We start from the raw sequence: 16,743 nt of genomic DNA on the forward strand, positions 1-16,743 counted from the left end.
CATCAGAATGGATGAGCGCCGTGCCCTGTTGATGTTTCCGGAGGAACACATGAAACAAAACATGAAACTCGGTATCGTCGCGCTCACCAGCGTCCTCCTCCTCGCCTCCTGCGGCGGCGGCACGACCAACGTCACACCGCCTGCCACGCCCACTGTCGGCAGCGTCGGCGTTCAGAACCCCAACGGATACACGATTGTCATCACCGGCTCCAACGGAGCTGTCGTTCCCTCCACCAGCTACAACAACCTGACGCCCGGCACGTACACGGTGACCTACAGCAAGGCCGGTTTCGTTTCCCAGACGCAAACCTTCACGGTCACGGCCGGTCAGAGCGTGTCGCTGGTCGCCCCGACGCTCGTGGCTGTCGCGCAGACCCCCACTTCCGGCGCGTTCTACATCGACGCGGGCGGTAAGGTCGTCACCATCACCAAGGAAGACCTCGACAACGCCGGCACCCGCTTCGTGTTCTACGCCTGGATGGAAAACGAAACCGCCGGGATCAACCCTGCCCTGCTCGGCAGCGGCAACACCCTGGTCGGCCCCACGGCCGGTGAGCAGGACGAAGTCGCGCCCCTGAACACCCAGAACGTCGCCGCCGGGTACGTGGGCTACAAGGCCGCCGACGGCAAGGTGTACCCCATCGTGGGCGCCAACGTCCGCTGGGACATCCTCGATCAGACCGGGAGCGTGCGCTTCGCCGCAGCAGACGACGGTGGTCAGCCTTCCGGCGCGCCCATCACCGGTCAGGACATCAACGACAACGCCCTGAGCGCCAACACCTACACCAACAGCGCCACCGGCACGAACGCCCGCTACCCCAGCAGCGTTCAGTACCCGCTGTACAACGTGACCGGCGTCAACACGCCCGACACGAACGGGTACACTTGGACGGCCCTGAACCACGATCCCGCCGTGACCACCCAGGCCACTGCGCGCGTCCGTGCCATCGCGTACGTGAACGGCACCGAGATCACCAAGCAGTTCCTGAACAAGACCTTCGCGCCCAGCGCCAAGCTGGAAATCACGAAGACGCCCGACGACAACCAGGCCGGGATCAACCAGGCCCGTAACTTCAGCATCACGGTCCGCAACACGGGCGCCGGTCCCGCCACCAACATCCGCCTGAACGACGTCCTGAAGTCCGGCAGCGCCGCCGCTTACAGCATCACGGCGCCCGCTGGCACCACGGCCAACGCCACCGACGGCTTCGACGCCACCTTCGACCTGGCTCCCGGCGCCAGCCGCACGTTCACCTTCCCGGCGCAGGCCAGCGCCGTCGGCGTGTACTGTGACGTGGCCAGCATCGTCAGCTACAACAACGGCGCCTTCGGAACCGTCACGCCCAACCTGAGCGATCAGGCCTGCCTGACCGTCACGGCGCCCACCCTGAACATCGTCAAGACGCTCGGCACGCTCAGTGGCGGCACCTTCACGCCCATCGCCAGTGGCGTGGTCGTCGCCCCGAACGAGCAGGTGTACGCCCGCATCACGGTCAGCAACAACGGCAACGCCGCCGCGACCAACGTGGTCGTGACCGACGCCCTCGCGCAGAACACCGCCGCTGCCAACTACGCCATTCAGAGCGCCGTGACGGCCGCGCCGCAGAACGTCGCCGTGACCAAGAACGGAGACGACGGCTTCACCAGCGGCGCCTTCACCCTGGCCGCCGGAGCCACCCAGAGCTTCACCTTCGCCGCGAGCGGCACGGTCGACGGCGACTACTGTGACGTGGGCACCTACACCGCCACCAGCAACAACGGCGTGGTCGTGAACGGCACCTCCGGCATTCCCTGCTTCAAGGTCGCCTCGCCCGTGCTGGCCATCACCAAGACCAACACCCAGATCAGTGGTCAGCCTGCCATCAACCAGCTCACGCCCGGCAGCAGCTACCAGAGCACCATCACCGTCAGGAACACCGGCTCGGCTACCGCCACGGCCGTTGCCGTCAAGGACCTGCTGGGCAACCTGAACAACGTCTACATGAACTTCGGTAGCGGCAGCTACGTCATCAGCGGCACCACCCAGCAGGGCAGCGTCACGTATGACGCCGCGACCCGCACCGTCAGCACCGTCCCCGCCACGGTCAACCTGACGCCCGGCCAGACCCTGACGCTCACGCTGACCAGCACCGTGCCCGCCGGCGCTCCCCGCGGCGAGTACTGCGATACCGGCAGCTACGCCAGCACCAACGGCGGCAACGGCACGGCGCGCGCCTGCGTGACGGTCACGTCCTTCATCTCCGAGCAGACCCAGCTGACGGACATCACCGACCCCATCCGCGCCGGTGACCCTGCGGGCACCATCGTGGCCAGCGCCGCCAGCGTGGAAGTCGCCTCGAACGAGGGCGCGATCAACAACGTGATCACGTACAACTTCGGTGCGACCAGCCCCATCCAGCAGACGCCCGGTATCTTCACGTACAGCAACACCCAGGTCTACTACGATCCCACGCCGACCCGCGATCCGCAGACCGGCGCGATCACCAGCGACTACACCAACGCCAGCAGCACGCGCCTCACGGCCGGCGCGCAGTACACCGTGAACGCCGAGAGCGGTGTCGGGCAGCAGGTCATCACCATGACCCCCACCTTCCGCGTGGCTCCCAGCGGCGTCATCTGGATCCGCACGCAGGTTGCTGCGCCGGCCGGCACGGCCGCCCGTCAGTACCAGCAGACCATGCTCTGGAACAACACCGCCGAGAGCAGCGGTCAGGCCCAGACGAACTTCAAGGCCGAGTCCACCACCGTCGTTCCCTGATCCCCCCTTCCAGATGCGCTGATCTCCGGTGGGGATCAGCGCATCTTTCACGGGGCATCCACTCCAACTGTCTGCGCGCCTGCCTGGAGGACCTGCATGCCTACACGAATCCTGATTGTTACCGCTGAGCCTACCCTGCAGGCGGCGCTCCAGCGCCTGACTGCCCACGGGTATCAGGTCAAAGTGACGCACAGTGTCCCGGAAGCCCGGCTGGCCCTGGGCACGCCCGCGGCCCTGGTAATCATGGGGGCCGACACGCCGGACGCCGTGACATTCACCCGTTTCCTCAGTGCGCGGCCCGTTCCGGTGCCCAGTGTGATCCTCGGCTGCGGCGGGGAGCTGAACACCACCCTGACGTTCATGCAGGCGGGGGCCGTGGCGTACATCCAGCGGCCGTGCGCGTGGCGGGAACTGCTGGCCCGCATCCGTAGTCTGCTGCGTGTGCATCCTGGGTGCACGCCTGTGCAGGTGGGCGGGCTGACCCTTCTGCCGGCAGCCGGCGCCTGTCAGATGGGTGGCCGGGAGGTCAGTCTGACCGCCACCGAGTTCCGCCTGCTGGTGCATCTCGCTGGGCGAGCGGGTGAACGCTGCCAGCGTCAGGACGTGTTGAAGGCGCTGTGGGACACGGCGCCTGCTCCCAGGCTGGCGACCCTGAACACGCACCTGTCGCGGCTGCGAGCCAAGCTGCGCGAGTTGACGGGGGGGGTGGACCTGATTCACATGCCGCAGGGGAGTGGCGTGGTGTTCGAGGTGCCTCCGAATCTCCACATTCCGGAATTGATGATCGACTGAGCGCCGGGCAGTCAGGTCCGGAACTCGCCCATTTCCGCCATAGACTTGACTAATCTGATCTATTTAGTCAGGATTACGGCGTGAAGAAACTCCCCCTGCCCCTCCTGCTCACCCTGGGCGCCTACCTCACCGTGCAGGGCCACGTCCTCGCGCAGAACGCCGCCACCCTCAGCATCAAGCATGACGAGGGCACCGTCACCCTGAAGAAGAACCCCCAGCGCATCGTCGCCATGGACGAGGAATCCCTCGGCTGGCTCGCCGCGCTCGGCCTGCAGGGCCGCGTCGTCGGGATCGGCAGCACGTACCTCACGCCCGCCGACCTCAGCGGCACCCGCATCAAACCCGAGGTCCTCGGGCGCGGCTTCTACGGCCGCGTGAACCTGAAAAACCCCACCTTCGTCGGCGACTGGCAGACCCCCAACCTGGAAACCATCACCGCCCTGAAACCGGACCTGATCGTCCGCCTCACCTGGGACGGCAACCAGAACTACGACCGCCTCAGCCGCGTCGCGCCGGTCATCGCGTACAAGGAAGGCGGCGACGGCTTCTGGCAGAAGGGCCTGCGGGACCTGGGCCGCCTGTTCGGCCGGGAAGCGCAGGCCGAGACCGCCATCCGCACCGCCGCGCAGACCGCCCGCAGCAACGCGCAGAAACTGAACGCCGCCGGTATCCTCAGGCGCTACCCGAAAGCCGTGGTCATCGCGCCGTTCACGGGCGGCAGCAACTGGCTGTACACCGACGTGCGCCTCGTCCCGGAAGTGCAGGCGCTGGGCTTCAGGAACGGCCTGAGCGTCCCCAGAACCGCCGGTGTGGGCACCGCCATCAGCGACGAGGCGCTGCTGGGCCTGGGCAAAGACACCCTGGTCATCCTCTTCCCCCCCGGCGGGCGCTACAACGGCGCGGACGCCTTCCTGAAAACCGCTGTCGGTCAGCGCCTGAAGGACCAGTCGGTGGTGTACGTCCCGGACGACTTCAACCCCTACACCGGTCCGCTGATGAGCGTGTACCACAGCAACAAGCTCACCAGCCTGATCCTCGACCGCCTGCGCTGACCCAGGCGGCCGCCCGGCGCTCAGAGCCAGCCCTGACGCAGCGCCTTCACGGCCGCCTGCGTCCGGTCCGCCGCCTGGAGTTTGACCAGGATCTCCTGCACGTACAGTTTCACGGTGCTGACGCTCACGCCCAGCTCGGCGGCAATGTCGCGGTTGGGCAGCCCATCGGCGATCAGGCGCAGCACCTCCAGTTCACGCGGCGTCAGCAGCGGGGCCGTGCCGGGCGTGCGGACACTGCCCAGCACGTGATGCGCCACCTGCGGGTCCAGGTACGCGCTCCCGGCGGCGGCGGCCCGCACGGCCAGCAGCAGCAGTTCCGGCCGCGCACTCTTCAGGCAGTACGCGGCGGCGCCCGACGCCAGCGCCGCGAACACCTCCTGGCGCAGGTCGTGCGCGGTCAGCATCACGATCCGCACGTCCGGCCAGCGGCGGCGGATCTCGGCGGCCGTGCGGATGCCGTCCATGCCGGGCAGGCCGATGTCGATCACGGCGACATCCACGCTCACGGCCTCCAGGCGTTCGAGGCCCTCCTCGCCGCTGCGGGCCTCGGCGACCACGCGCAGGTCGGGTTCGAGGTTCAGGGTGACGCGCAGCCCGTCACGGGTGAACGCGTGATCCTCGATCAGCAGGACGCGGATGACAGCGGGCGCCGGCGTTCCCTCAGGCATGCGCCGCTCCGTCCGGGAGGGTCAGGATGAACAGGCTGCGCTGCTGCGCGCGGACGTACCGCACGCTCCCGCCGTGCCCCTCGGCGATGCGGCGCGTGAGGTACAGGCCCAGGCCCGTCCCGCCCCCCGCCCCGCCACTGCGGAAGCGCTGGAACAGCTGCCCCTCCCGCGAGAGCGGCACGCCCGGCCCGTCGTCCTGCACGGTCAGCGTCACCTCGCCGTCCACGTGGGTCAGGGTGACGCGCAGCGTCCCGTCAGGCGGACTGAACTTCACGGCGTTCTCCAGCAGGTTCTGCACGGCGCGGCGCAGGTCGTGCCGCCGCCCCTGCACGCGCGCGGCGCTCAGCTGGCGTTCCACGTTCAGGCGGCTGGCCTCCACGCGGGGCCGCAGGTCCTCCAGCACGCCCTGCACCAGGGTCCGCAGGTTCACGTCGCTGGTCTGATCGTCCGTCTCGCCGCTCTCGTACTTGGTGACCAGCAGCAGTTTCTCCGCGAGGGCCAGCAGCGCGGCGTTCGCTTCCAGGCCGTTGCCGAGGGTCTCGCGGTACGCGTCGGGCAGGGGGCCGTACGCGCCGCGCAGCGCGCCCTGCATGTTCATGGCGTTCGCCAGCAGCGGCGTGCGCAGGTCATGCGAGAACGCGTACACGAGGTCACGCAGCAGTTCCCCGCGTTCCCGCAGCTGCTCACGCCCGGCGCGCAGGTCGTCGAGCAGCCGCGTGCGGTCCAGCAGGGGTTGCAGGGCCGCCACCGCCTCCCCGGTCAGGGCCAGCGGCGTCTGCGGGCCGCGCAGGATCAGCAGCAGGTCACTGTCATCCGCGCGTTGCAGCCGCGCCAGGACCACGCGGCCCCCGTCGGCCGCCCAGACGTTCCCGGCACCGACCGGGCGGGCCAGGAATTCCAGCGGCAGGCGCTCGTCCAGCCAGGACGGCAGGCTGGTGTCGTCCGGCCCTACGTCCGGCGCGGTGGCCAGCGCGTGCGGGGCGCGCAGGACCGCCCGCACGGCGGCGCCCACCTCGACGCTGCGCGCCCCGGTCAGGCGTTGCAGGGCCGCCGCGGCCCGCGTCACGAACTCCGGCTGGCCCAGCGGGCCGCCCATGTCCTCCGCAAGGCGGCGCAGCAGCCGCTCACGGGTCAGCAGGCGCTCGTCCTCCGCGATCCGCACGGCCCGCTCGGACGCCTCGCGGGACCGCAGGGTCAGGCCGCCCACCAGCAGGATCGCCAGCAGGCTGACCGTCCGGTTCGAGAGGTCGGAGCGGTTGAAGCCGTCCACCTGCGCGTTCGCCACGGCGGCCAGCAGGGACGCCAGGACGCTCAGCAGGGTCAGGACCACCACCGGGCGGCGCGAGGTGCCCAGCGCCGACAGGGCCACCGGGACGGTCAGCAGCGTCCCCACCACCAGCGACGCCGGGGTCAGCAGGTCGGTGAGCAATACGCACGCCAGGGTCCCCAGGCACACCGTCCAGAGCGTGCCGTCCCCGAGCGGCAGCCGGGGCGGCGGGAACAGGATCCGCAGCGCCTGTCTCACGCCACCTGTGCTCATACGGACTCCGACCGAGTGGGCTGCGAAGGCCATTCAATCCGGGCGGCTGCGAGTGGGAGCAGGGCGGGTTCCGGACGTGGAGCCGGCAACCCGGTGGTGTTCCGGGTTGTCGGCGAAACAAACGGAATCCGTATCAGTGCGCCCGGTCTCATCACACCCGAGGCTATCCGAAACGCGCGGCGCGTGACTGGCCACATGGCCAGTGCCCCTGGCCGGGCGGAGAATGGTGGGCGCGGCGGGCGCGGCGCAGCATCGGGGGCGTATGAATACGTTGCTGCTCGTGCTGGTGCTGGCCCTGATCCTCTACCTGCTGTACGCCCTGATCCGCGCGGAGCGGTTCTGATGCCCGCGCTGCTGCCCATCCTGCTGGGCCTGCTGATCCTGCTGGCCCTGTTCGCGCTGGTCGCCCTGGCCCTCAGCGTCCCGCAGAGGCTCTGACATGGACATCCTCCTGACGTTCCTGCTGACCTTCCTGCTGGCCGCGCCGCTGGGCCTGCTGATCGCGCGGCTGTATGCCTCGCCCGCGTCGCGCTTCACGGCGGGCCTGCTGCGCCTGTGCGGCGTGAACGCGGCGTCCGGCATGAACTGGCGGCAGTACGGCGCGGCCCTGCTGGGCACGAACGCCGTGCTGGGCGTAGTGGCCTACCTGACCCTGGTCACGCAGGGCGCGCTGCCCCTAAACCCGGACCGCATCGGTGACATGCGCTGGGACACGGCGCTGCACACCGCCGCGAGTTTCATCACGAACACCAACCAGCAGCATTACAGCGGCCAGAGCGGCCTGAGTTACCTCTCACAGCTGATCGCCATCGTGACCCTGCAGTTCGTGACGCCCGCCGCCGGGATGGCCGCGCTGTTCGCGGTGCTGCGCGGCCTGCGCGGGCAGGCGAACGTCGGGAACTACTACCTGGACGTGACGCGCGCCCTGGGCACCCTGCTGCCCGCCTCGCTGCTGCTGGCCGCACTGCTGACCTCGCAGGGCGTGCCCAGCACCTTCAGCGGCGCGAAGACCGCCACGCTGCTGCAACCGCAGCAGGTGGAAGGTCAGGCCGAGCCGGTCACCACGCAGACCATCCCGGTCGGGCCGGTCGCGGCGATGGTCGCCATCAAGCAGCTCGGCACGAACGGCGGCGGCTGGTACGGCCCGAACTCCAGCGTCCCGCTGGAGAACCCCACGCCCCTGAGCAACCTCGCGAGCATGGTCAGCCTGATCCTGTTCCCGGTGAGTCTGGTGATCGCCAGCGGCGTGTTCCTGAACCGCCGCCGCTTCGGCGCGGCGCTGCTGGGCGTCATGAGCGTCACGTCGGCCGCGCTGATCACCGGCGCGGTCCTCGCGGAGCGGCAACCGAACGCGGCGCTGCTGGGCCTCGCCGCGCCCGGCGGGAACATGGAAGGCAAGGAAGTGCGCCTCGGCACGGACGCCACGGCCCTGTGGGCCAGCCTGACCACCCAGACGAGTAACGGCTCGGTGAGCGGCATGCACGACAGCCTCAACCCCCTGGGCGGCCTGGTCCCGCAACTCGGGATGTTCCTGAACGACGTGTACGGCGGGATCGGCGTCGGCATGATCAACATGCTGGTGTTCGTGATCCTGACCGTGTTCATCGCCGGGCTGATGGTGGGCCGCACGCCGGAACTGTTCGGCCGCAAGATCGAGGTCCGCGAGATCAAACTGGCGTCCCTGCTGATCCTGCTGCAACCCGCGCTGGTGCTGGGCTTCACGGCCGTCACGCTGGCCGCGCCCGCCCTGAGCGGCACCTCCAACCCCGGCTTCCACGGCCTGTCGCAGGTGCTGTACGAGTACAACAGCGCCTACGCCAACAACGGCAGCGGCTTCGAGGGCCTGGGCGACAACACACCCTGGTGGAACGTCACCTGCGCCGCCGTGCTGATCCTGGCGCGCTTCCTGCCGATCCTGGCGCCGCTGGCCATCGCGGGCCTGCTCGCCACGAAGAAGGCCGCGCCGGAAACGAGCGGCACGCTGCGCGTCGACACGCCCGTGTTCGCCGGGATGCTGCTGGGCGTGATGGTCCTGCTGCAACTCCTGAACTTCGCGCCCGCGCTGGTGCTGGGCCCGGTCGCCGAGCAGCTGAGCCTCACCCAGCCCGCAGGCGCCGGAACGCCCGCCGCCGCCGCGCCTGCCACCGTACCTGCCCCCGGACCTGACCCCGTGCCCGCCACGCCCCCCTCTCCCCTGACCGGAGCCGCCCGATGATCACCCAGCCCCGCCCGTCCGAACCCGCCACACCCGCCCCCACACCCTCGGACCCGGCGCCGCGCCGCTCCCTGTTCACGCCGGACCTGCTGCGCGACGCCTGGAAGGCCAGCCTGACCAAACTCGACCCGCGCCGCATGGCGAAAAGCCCCGTGATGTTCATCGTGCTGGTCGGCGCCGTCCTGACCGCCGCCCTGACCGCAGGTGACCTGATCGCGGGCCGCGACTGGGCGTACGGCGCGGCCATCAGCGCCCTGCTGCTGCTGACCGTGCTGTTCGCGAACTTCGCCGAGGGACTGGCCGAGGCGCGCGGCCGGGCCCAGGCGCAGGGCCTGCGCGCCGCCCGCCAGGACACACCCGCGCGGCTGCTGCGCGGCGGCGCGGAGACGACCGTGCCGTCCAGCGACCTGCGGCGCGGCGACCTGATCGTCCTAGAGGCCGGTGACCTGATCCCCGGCGACGGCGAGATCGTCGAGGGCATGGCCAGCGTGGACGAGAGCGCCATCACCGGCGAGAGCGCCCCCGTGATCCGCGAGGCCGGCACCGACCACAGCGGCGTGACCGGCGGCACCCGCGTCCTGAGCGACCGGATCGTGGTGCGCGTCACGTCGCAGCCCGGCGAGAGCTTCCTGGACCGCATGATCGCGCTGGTCGAGGGCGCCAGCCGCCAGAAAACCCCGAACGAACTGGCGCTCGGCATCCTGCTGGTCGCCCTGACCCTGATCTTCCTGATCGTCGTCGCCACGCTCCCGGCCCTGGCGGGCTTCGTGGGCGTGCGGGTGGACACCGTCACGCTGGTCGCGCTGCTGGTGTGCCTGATTCCCACCACCATCGGCGGCCTGCTGCCCGCCATCGGCATCGCCGGGATGGACCGCGCCCTGCAGGCGAACGTGATCGCCCGCAGCGGCCGCGCCGTCGAGGTCGCGGGCGACGTGGACCTCCTGCTGCTCGACAAGACCGGCACCATCACCATCGGCAACCGCATGGCCACCCGCTTCGCGCCCCTGACCGGCGTGACCGAGACCGAACTGGCCCGCGCGGCCGCGCTGTCCTCGCTGGCCGACCCGACCCCGGAAGGCAGGAGCATCGTGACCCTGGCCCGCACCCTGACCGACCTGCCCGCCCGGCCGGACGACGCGGAGTTCATAGAGTTCAGCGCGCAGACCCGCATGAGCGGCGTAGACTACACCGAAGGCGGCGCGCAGCGCGTGCAGATCCGCAAGGGCGCCGCCGACCGCATGGCCCGCTTCGCCGCCGGGTTCAGTGCCGGCGCGGCCGCAGACTCAGCCACGAACCCTGGCGAACTGGACGACCTGGTCGCCGGGATCGCCCGCGCCGGCGGCACGCCCCTGACCGTCGCCGAGGTGCGCGGCGGCTCGGCCCGCGTGCTGGGCGTGGTGGCCCTGTCCGACATCGTGAAACCCGGCATGCGCGAACGCTTCGAGCAGCTGCGCCGCATGGGCCTGCGCACCGTGATGATCACCGGCGACAACCCCCTGACCGCCGAGGCCATCGCCCGCGAGGCCGGCGTGGACGGCTTCCTGGCCGAGGCGACCCCCGAGGACAAACTCCAGATGATCCGCGACGAGCAGGCCGCCGGGCGACTCGTGGCCATGATGGGCGACGGCACCAACGACGCCCCGGCCCTCGCGCAGGCGGACGTGGGCCTCGCCATGCAGAGCGGAACGCAGGCCGCCAAGGAAGCCGCGAACATGATCGACCTGGACTCCGACCCCACCAAACTGATCGAGGTGGTCGAGATCGGCAAGGGCCTGCTGATGACACGCGGCGCACTCACCACCTTCTCCATCGCCAACGACGTCGCCAAGTACTTCGCGATCCTGCCCGCCCTGTTCGCCGCGCAACTCCCCGCGCTGGGCACCCTGAACGTCATGGACCTCAGCAGCCCGCGCAGCGCCATCCTCAGCGCCGTGATCTTCAACGCGCTGGTCATCCCGGCGCTGATCCCGGTCGCGCTGCGCGGCGTGCGGTACTCGCCCGGCAGCGCCGACGCCCTGCTGACCCGCAACCTCCTGATCTACGGACTGGGCGGCGTGATCGTCCCGTTCGCCGGTATCAAAGTGATCGACCTGCTGCTCGGCGGACTGGGCCTGTGAACCCCGGCCCCGTCAGCCGGACTCCGTCCGTTCCCGCGCCCGCCCGCCCCCTCGCCCAAGGAGTGCCGTCATGACCACCCTCCCAGACTCCCGCCCTGAACCCCTCGACCCCTCCCCCACCGGCACCCAGCCGGGCCTGCTGGGCTGGCTGCGGTTCACCGCGCTGTGGATCGCCGTGTGCGGACTGGCGTACCCGGCCGTGACGACCCTGCTGGGCGGCGCGCTGTTCCCGGCGCAGGCCAGCGGCTCGCTCATCACGCGCGGCACGCAGGTCGTCGGGTCGGCGCTGGTCGGGCAGACCTTCACCGGCGACGGGTACTTCATCGGGCGGCCCAGCGCCGCCGGAAGCGGGTACGACCCGGTGAACGCCTCGGGCAGTAACCTCGCGCCCAGCAACCCCGCCCTGCGGGAACGCGCGCAGGCCCTGTCCCGGCAGATCGCGGCCCGTGAAGGCGTCAGCGCCGACCGCATCCCGCCGGACCTGCTGACCGCCAGCGGCAGCGGCCTGGACCCGCACATCAGCCCGGCCGGCGCGCAGGTGCAGGTGCCCCGCGTCGCGCGGGCGCGCGGCCTGAGCCAGGACGCCGTCCTGACCCTGATCGCAGGCGCGACCGAACGCAGCGCCCTGGGCCTGGGCCAGCCCGGCGTGAACGTCCTGAAACTGAACCTCGCACTGGACGCCGCCGCGCCCCTGCCCGCCACACCCGCCCGCTGAGCGTGCCCGGCCAGCCACCACCCGGGCAGCAGGCTGATCCCCAGCAGGCCGGTCCCCGGCAGGCCGCACCACAGCGGCTGGCCCTCCCCGGCCGCCCCGACCGGGAGCGCGGCGTGCACCGCGTGTTCATCGGCATGGCCGCCGGGGTCGGCAAGACCTGCCGCGCCCTGAACGAACTGCGCGACCGCCTGGAACGCGGCGAGGACGCCCTGATCGGCATTCTCGAAACGCACGGCCGCGCGGGCACCGCCCTGGCCGCGCAGGGCCTGCCGGTCTTCGCGCGCCGCGCCGTGCCCGGCACGACCGACCTGAGCGAACTGGACCTGGAAGGCCTGCTGGACCGCCGCCCGCAGGTGGTCCTGATCGACGAACTGGCCCACACCAACGCGCCCGGCAGCACGCACGCGAAACGCTGGCAGGACGTGAACGCACTCCTGGACGCCGGGATCACGGTCCTGTCCACCGTGAACGTGCAGCACCTGGAATCCCTGAACGACACCGTGGCCCGCCTGACCGGCGTGCGCGTCCGCGAACGCATCCCGGACACCGTGCTGCGCGAGGCGACCGAACTGATCCTGGTGGACCTGACCCCCCACGACCTGCGCGCCCGGCTGCGCGCCGGGCAGGTGTACAGCCCGGACCGCGCCGAACTGGCCCTCACGAACTTCTTCACGACCCCCAACCTGACGGCCCTGCGGGAAATCGCGCTGCGGCAGGTCGCCAGCGTCGTCGAACACGCCCCGCAGGCCGCGTCCGGCGCGCGGGAGGTGGTGATCGTCGCCGTGACCGCCACCGAGGGCGCCGCGCGCCTGATACGCCGGGGCGGGCAACTCGCCGCGCGCCTGCACGCCCCGCTGCACGTCGTCACGGTGCGGGGCGTGCGGATCAGCGCCCCGGAGTCACGCCTGCTGGACACCTACCGCGCCCTGACCGGCGCGCTCGGCGGGCAGTTCGACGTGATCGGCCCGGCCGACGTGGCCGCCGCCCTGATCGCGCACGCGAATCAGGTGCAGGCCACGCAGATCGTGATGGGCGAAAGCCGCCGCTCCCGCTGGAGCGGGTGGTGGCGCGGCGACATCATCCACCGCGTCCTGAGCGGCACCCGCGACGTGGACGTCCACATCATCAGCCGGGACTGAACGGGGATGCCCAGCATCCAGTCGGAGTCCGTTTGTTTCGCTGACAATCCGGAACTTCACCGGCCCTGCCCGCTCCACGTCCGCAGGGGCGTTTCTCTCCCACTCGCATCCGCTCGGACCAAGCGGCTTTGTAAGCCGTTCAATCGGAGTCCGTATGACTTCACGGCAGTCCCGCATCCCGCGTGAAGCGTGCAGTTTTGGCTTCAGCATTCGAGACATCATACGGATTCCGTTTATTTCGTTAACAGATCGGAACACCACCGATCTGTTAACTCCATGTCCGGAACCCGCTTCGACTCCTACTCGCTCCGCTCGGATTGAATGACTTTATAAGCCATTCAATCGGAGTCCGTATCAGGAGTGATGGAACGAAGGGCTGGTGCTGAACTGGCGGGTTGATCCGGCCGCATCCGTTGCCGTCAGATACCCTGCGGGGGTATTATGCGTGCCGTGTACCCAGGAGGCGCCATGAAACTGCTGCCCGCACTGCTCATTCCCGTTCTGCTCGGCGCCTGCGCTCCGGGGGCCGCGACCTACACCACCATTCCCGTTCAGGACCTGCGCGCCGCGCAGCAGAAAGGCGAGTACGTCCTGGACGTGCGCACCGACGCCGAGTACGCCGGCGGGCACGTGCCCGGCGCCACGTTGCTGCCACTGGCCGACCTGGGATCACGGATCAACGAGGTACCCAGAGACCGCCCGGTGTACGTCATCTGCCGCAGCGGCAACCGCAGTGCCCAGGCCAGCGCGCAACTCGTGAAAGCCGGGTACACGCAGGTCTACAACGTGGACGGCGGCATGAATGCCTGGACCGCCGCCGGATACCCCACCAGCCGTTAACGTGCCAGCCATCAGCGCCGTCCGTTTCCGGCTGGATTCGGCTTCCTGCACCACGCTCCGCCCAGGACATTCTCACCTGACCTGCACGCTATTGTCCCGGTGATGTCACGCGTTTCCAGCACCCAGCAGGCCACGGTCACCACCGTGACACGCTGGGTGCTGACGCTCCTGACGCTCCTCGCGGCCGGGATGCACCTGACCCGCAGTCCTGAGGCGGGCGGCCTGGGCCTGACCCTGGGTTCCAGCGCCATGCCCGGCACGCAGGTGCATGCCAGCGCCGAACACGTCCACGCGGCCCCGCCGCAACCCACGCACGCGCACATGCCGGCCGGGTCGCCGCACGCACCCGCCGCCCAGGCCGGGCACGGGCACGCACACGACCTGACGGACGCCGCGCCGAATGCCCCGCCGCAGCACACCCACAGTGACCGCCACTGCCCGTTCTGCCTGACGTCCGGTTTCGCGCTGGCCGCCGCCGCAGACCTGCGCGTCGACCACCCGGTCGAACGCGCCCCTCACGTGACCGCCCGCACCGCCGGGCCGGTCACGTTCGCGCTGCGCCACGCGGACGCCCGCGCACCACCCGCCGCCTGAACAGCACGGCCGCTCCCCACGCTCTGCCTTCCGGAAGGTCCGCACTTCAGGACGCCCGCCTCGCCTGATCGGCGGCGCGGCCCTGCTGTCCGCGCTGCCATCAGCGCAGGCCTGCCGTGACCACACCCGGCACCCGTGTGCAGCGCCAGCCCTTCCAACCGGGCAGACATGAATCAAAGCGGGTTCCGTGCGTGAACCTGCGTACGTGAACCTGACGGCCCGGCACGCTGCCCACCCGCGAACGAAACAGACGGAATCCATGCAGGCCCCGCGTTTCCCTGCGGGCGCGCCACAGACCCGCCGCAGCCTCAACCCGGCCTGACGCGGCGACCCTTCCGGCCGTACACGTCCGCTCTGTTCCTCTCTCCTGCCTGCCCACCGCAGGCCCCCCAAGGAGTTCCCCATGCGCACCCTGATCCGACTGACGGCCCTGACCGCCGCCCTGACCGGCACCTCGCTCGCCGCGCCCTTCGCCCTGAACCTGAACGTCATGAACGGCGACCAGCCCTTCACCGGACAGGTCACCACCCAGGCCGGGCAGGTGATCGACACCACCCTCTGGCAGGTGTACATCAGCAATGTCGCCCTCGTGAAAGACGACGGCACCGAACTGCCCGTGCCCGGCCTGACCCTCCTGAAACTCGGCGGCAGCGCCGGGTGGCAGAACGTCCCGGTCCTGAAGGGCGACGTGCCCGCCGGAACGTACCGGGGCGTGCGCTTCGACGTGGGCGTCCCCCGCGCCCTGAACCACCTGGACGCCAGCACCCAGCAGGCCCCGCTGGGCCTGGACGTCGGCATGTTCTGGGCGTGGAATCCCGGGTACATCTTCAGCCGCTTCGAAGGCAGGGCGCAGGTGGGCGGCCAGACCCGCGACGTGGCGCTGCACGTGGGCGCCGATACCCGCCGCCTGACCGTGAGCCTGGGCGACGTGATGAAACCCGGCACGATTCAGGTGAAGGACGGCGGCGCGCCCGTGACCGTCAACCTGAACGCCGCGCGGATGGTCGCTGCCGGAGTGGGCACCGAGAAGTTCGACCTGAGCGCCGCGAAGTACACGCAGGTGCACGGCGGCCCGGTCGCCGATCAGCTGTACCTGAATCTGGGAACGGCGTTCAGCCTGGCGGGCGCCGCACCCGCCGCCGGCATGAGCATGCCCGGCCACAAGTAATACGGATTCCGTTTATTTCGTTGACAGATCGGGACACCACCGATCTGCCTACTCCACGCCCGGAATCCGTTTTCCTCCTACTCGCATCCGCTCGGATTGAACGGTCTTTGCAGCCCATTCAATCGGAGTCCGTATAACTCCAGCCTGCCTACCTCTTCCCCATTGACCCAACGCACTTCCGGGTGGAGCGCCGCGCTCCACCCACCCTCAAGGAGACGCCCCATGAAGACCCTGATCCGTTCCACCCTCACCCTGACCGCCGCCGTCCTGATCTCCGTGGCGGGCGCGCACGCGACTGTGCGGACCGAGGCGGGCCTCACGGAATCCGCCGCCAGCAAGAGCGAGACGTACCGCCTGAACGTCCCGACCGAGAAGGAGATCAGCACCACGCAGATCCGCCTCGTCGTGCCGGCCGGCGTGGCGATCAGCCGCTTCCAGGTCACGCCCGGCTTCACCCGGACCGTCACGCGGAACGCGGACGGACTGGTGACCGAGGTGGTCTGGAAGGGCCGGGTGGCGCCGATGGAGTACGCGCGGTTCTTCTTCCAGGCGAAGAACCCGGCGGCGGCCGGTGAACTGGTCTGGAAGATCTACCAGACGTACAGCGACGGCAGCGTGGTCGCGTGGGACGACGCGGACCCCGCCAGGGGCCCGGCCAGCAAAACCACCGTCAAGTAACCCGCACTCCGGGGCAGGCAGAGGTCTGCCCCGACCCGAGGTTTCCCATGAAGAAGATCCTGATGCTCCTGACTGCCCTGACGCTCTCCACGGCGACCGCGCACACGGCCGTTTCCTCCATCACGCCGGCACTGAACGCCGTGGTCGCCGCACCCAGGGCGGTGCAACTGAAGTTCAGCGAGCCCATCGAACTGCGCTTCAGTACGTTCCGGGTGATGGCGGTACCGGCTGGGCAGACCATCCAGGCAGCGGCTCAACTCGCCCTTGCGGAGAAGGCCGATTCGGACAGACTGGCCAGCCTGCCGCTGAGTGCCACCACCACGGCCGCGCAACTGAACATCCCTCTGAAAGCCAGGCTGCGGTCCGGCCAGTACGTGATCGCGTGGAAGATCCTCTCGGAAGACGGGCATCCCGTCACCGGGCAGAGCACCTTCCGCGTGAAGTGAGCTGAGCTGTGCAGGGACGTG

The 16,743-nt window shown here is 69.9% G+C and carries 15 protein-coding genes; 13 read left to right on the forward strand and 2 right to left on the reverse strand.

Annotated features, from left to right (window positions below):
* The first annotated feature begins 49 nt into the window (after window positions 1–49).
* From IEY70_RS10050 to IEY70_RS10060, 3 genes are all read left to right on the forward strand, one after another.
* A complete protein-coding gene (locus tag IEY70_RS10050; protein WP_189064882.1) occupies window positions 50–2,758 on the forward strand; it encodes a DUF11 domain-containing protein in 2,709 nt (902 codons plus the stop codon).
* A gap of 96 nt (window positions 2,759–2,854) precedes the next feature.
* On the forward strand, window positions 2,855–3,550 hold the full coding sequence (locus tag IEY70_RS10055; protein WP_189064883.1) for a response regulator transcription factor: 696 nt from the start codon (window positions 2,855–2,857) through the stop codon (window positions 3,548–3,550).
* An 80-nt stretch (window positions 3,551–3,630) separates the two neighbouring features.
* A complete protein-coding gene (locus IEY70_RS10060; RefSeq protein WP_229777815.1) occupies window positions 3,631–4,602 on the forward strand; it encodes an ABC transporter substrate-binding protein in 972 nt (323 codons plus the stop codon).
* Between the two features lie 20 nt (window positions 4,603–4,622).
* Here the strand turns inward: IEY70_RS10060 and IEY70_RS10065 are convergent, their stop codons facing one another.
* The gene (locus IEY70_RS10065) at window positions 4,623–5,270 is read right to left on the reverse strand and encodes a response regulator (protein WP_189064884.1); all 648 of its coding nucleotides are present in this window, start codon (window positions 5,268–5,270) and stop codon (window positions 4,623–4,625) included.
* A complete protein-coding gene (locus IEY70_RS10070) occupies window positions 5,263–6,810 on the reverse strand; it encodes a sensor histidine kinase (RefSeq protein ID WP_189064885.1) in 1,548 nt (515 codons plus the stop codon). Before IEY70_RS10070 ends, IEY70_RS10065 begins: the two co-directional genes overlap by 8 nt.
* Window positions 6,811–7,033: 223 nt before the next feature.
* On the opposite strand from IEY70_RS10070, the gene kdpF reads away from it, so the two are divergent.
* From kdpF to IEY70_RS10120, 10 genes are all read left to right on the forward strand, one after another.
* Entirely contained in the window at window positions 7,034–7,153 is a 120-nt protein-coding gene (gene kdpF / locus IEY70_RS10075) for a K(+)-transporting ATPase subunit F (RefSeq protein WP_229777816.1), read from the forward strand.
* 96 nt (window positions 7,154–7,249) lie between these two features.
* Window positions 7,250–9,025 (forward strand): potassium-transporting ATPase subunit KdpA, encoded by a 1,776-nt coding sequence (kdpA, locus tag IEY70_RS10080; RefSeq protein WP_189064886.1) that lies wholly within the window; start codon window positions 7,250–7,252, stop codon window positions 9,023–9,025.
* A complete protein-coding gene (kdpB, locus tag IEY70_RS10085) occupies window positions 9,022–11,142 on the forward strand; it encodes a potassium-transporting ATPase subunit KdpB (RefSeq protein WP_189064887.1) in 2,121 nt (706 codons plus the stop codon). Before kdpA ends, kdpB begins: the two co-directional genes overlap by 4 nt.
* Window positions 11,143–11,212: 70 nt before the next feature.
* On the forward strand, window positions 11,213–11,857 hold the full coding sequence (kdpC, locus tag IEY70_RS10090) for a potassium-transporting ATPase subunit KdpC (RefSeq protein ID WP_189064888.1): 645 nt from the start codon (window positions 11,213–11,215) through the stop codon (window positions 11,855–11,857).
* Between the two features lie 2 nt (window positions 11,858–11,859).
* Entirely contained in the window at window positions 11,860–12,996 is a 1,137-nt protein-coding gene (locus IEY70_RS10095) for a universal stress protein (RefSeq protein WP_308425519.1), read from the forward strand.
* Window positions 12,997–13,464: 468 nt separating this feature from the next.
* The gene (locus tag IEY70_RS10100) at window positions 13,465–13,836 is read left to right on the forward strand and encodes a rhodanese-like domain-containing protein (RefSeq protein ID WP_189064889.1); all 372 of its coding nucleotides are present in this window, start codon (window positions 13,465–13,467) and stop codon (window positions 13,834–13,836) included.
* Between the two features lie 102 nt (window positions 13,837–13,938).
* Complete coding sequence (locus IEY70_RS10105; protein ID WP_189064890.1) at window positions 13,939–14,430, forward strand: hypothetical protein; 492 nt, start codon at window positions 13,939–13,941, stop codon at window positions 14,428–14,430.
* A gap of 403 nt (window positions 14,431–14,833) precedes the next feature.
* Complete coding sequence (locus tag IEY70_RS10110) at window positions 14,834–15,598, forward strand: MbnP family protein (RefSeq protein ID WP_189064891.1); 765 nt, start codon at window positions 14,834–14,836, stop codon at window positions 15,596–15,598.
* A gap of 222 nt (window positions 15,599–15,820) precedes the next feature.
* Complete coding sequence (locus tag IEY70_RS10115; RefSeq protein WP_189064892.1) at window positions 15,821–16,276, forward strand: DUF1775 domain-containing protein; 456 nt, start codon at window positions 15,821–15,823, stop codon at window positions 16,274–16,276.
* Between the two features lie 47 nt (window positions 16,277–16,323).
* Entirely contained in the window at window positions 16,324–16,722 is a 399-nt protein-coding gene (locus IEY70_RS10120) for a copper resistance CopC family protein (protein WP_189064893.1), read from the forward strand.
* The last annotated feature ends 21 nt before the right edge of the window (window positions 16,723–16,743 follow it).

This window comes from Deinococcus seoulensis (assembly GCF_014648115.1).
Lineage (GTDB): Bacteria > Deinococcota > Deinococci > Deinococcales > Deinococcaceae > Deinococcus > Deinococcus seoulensis.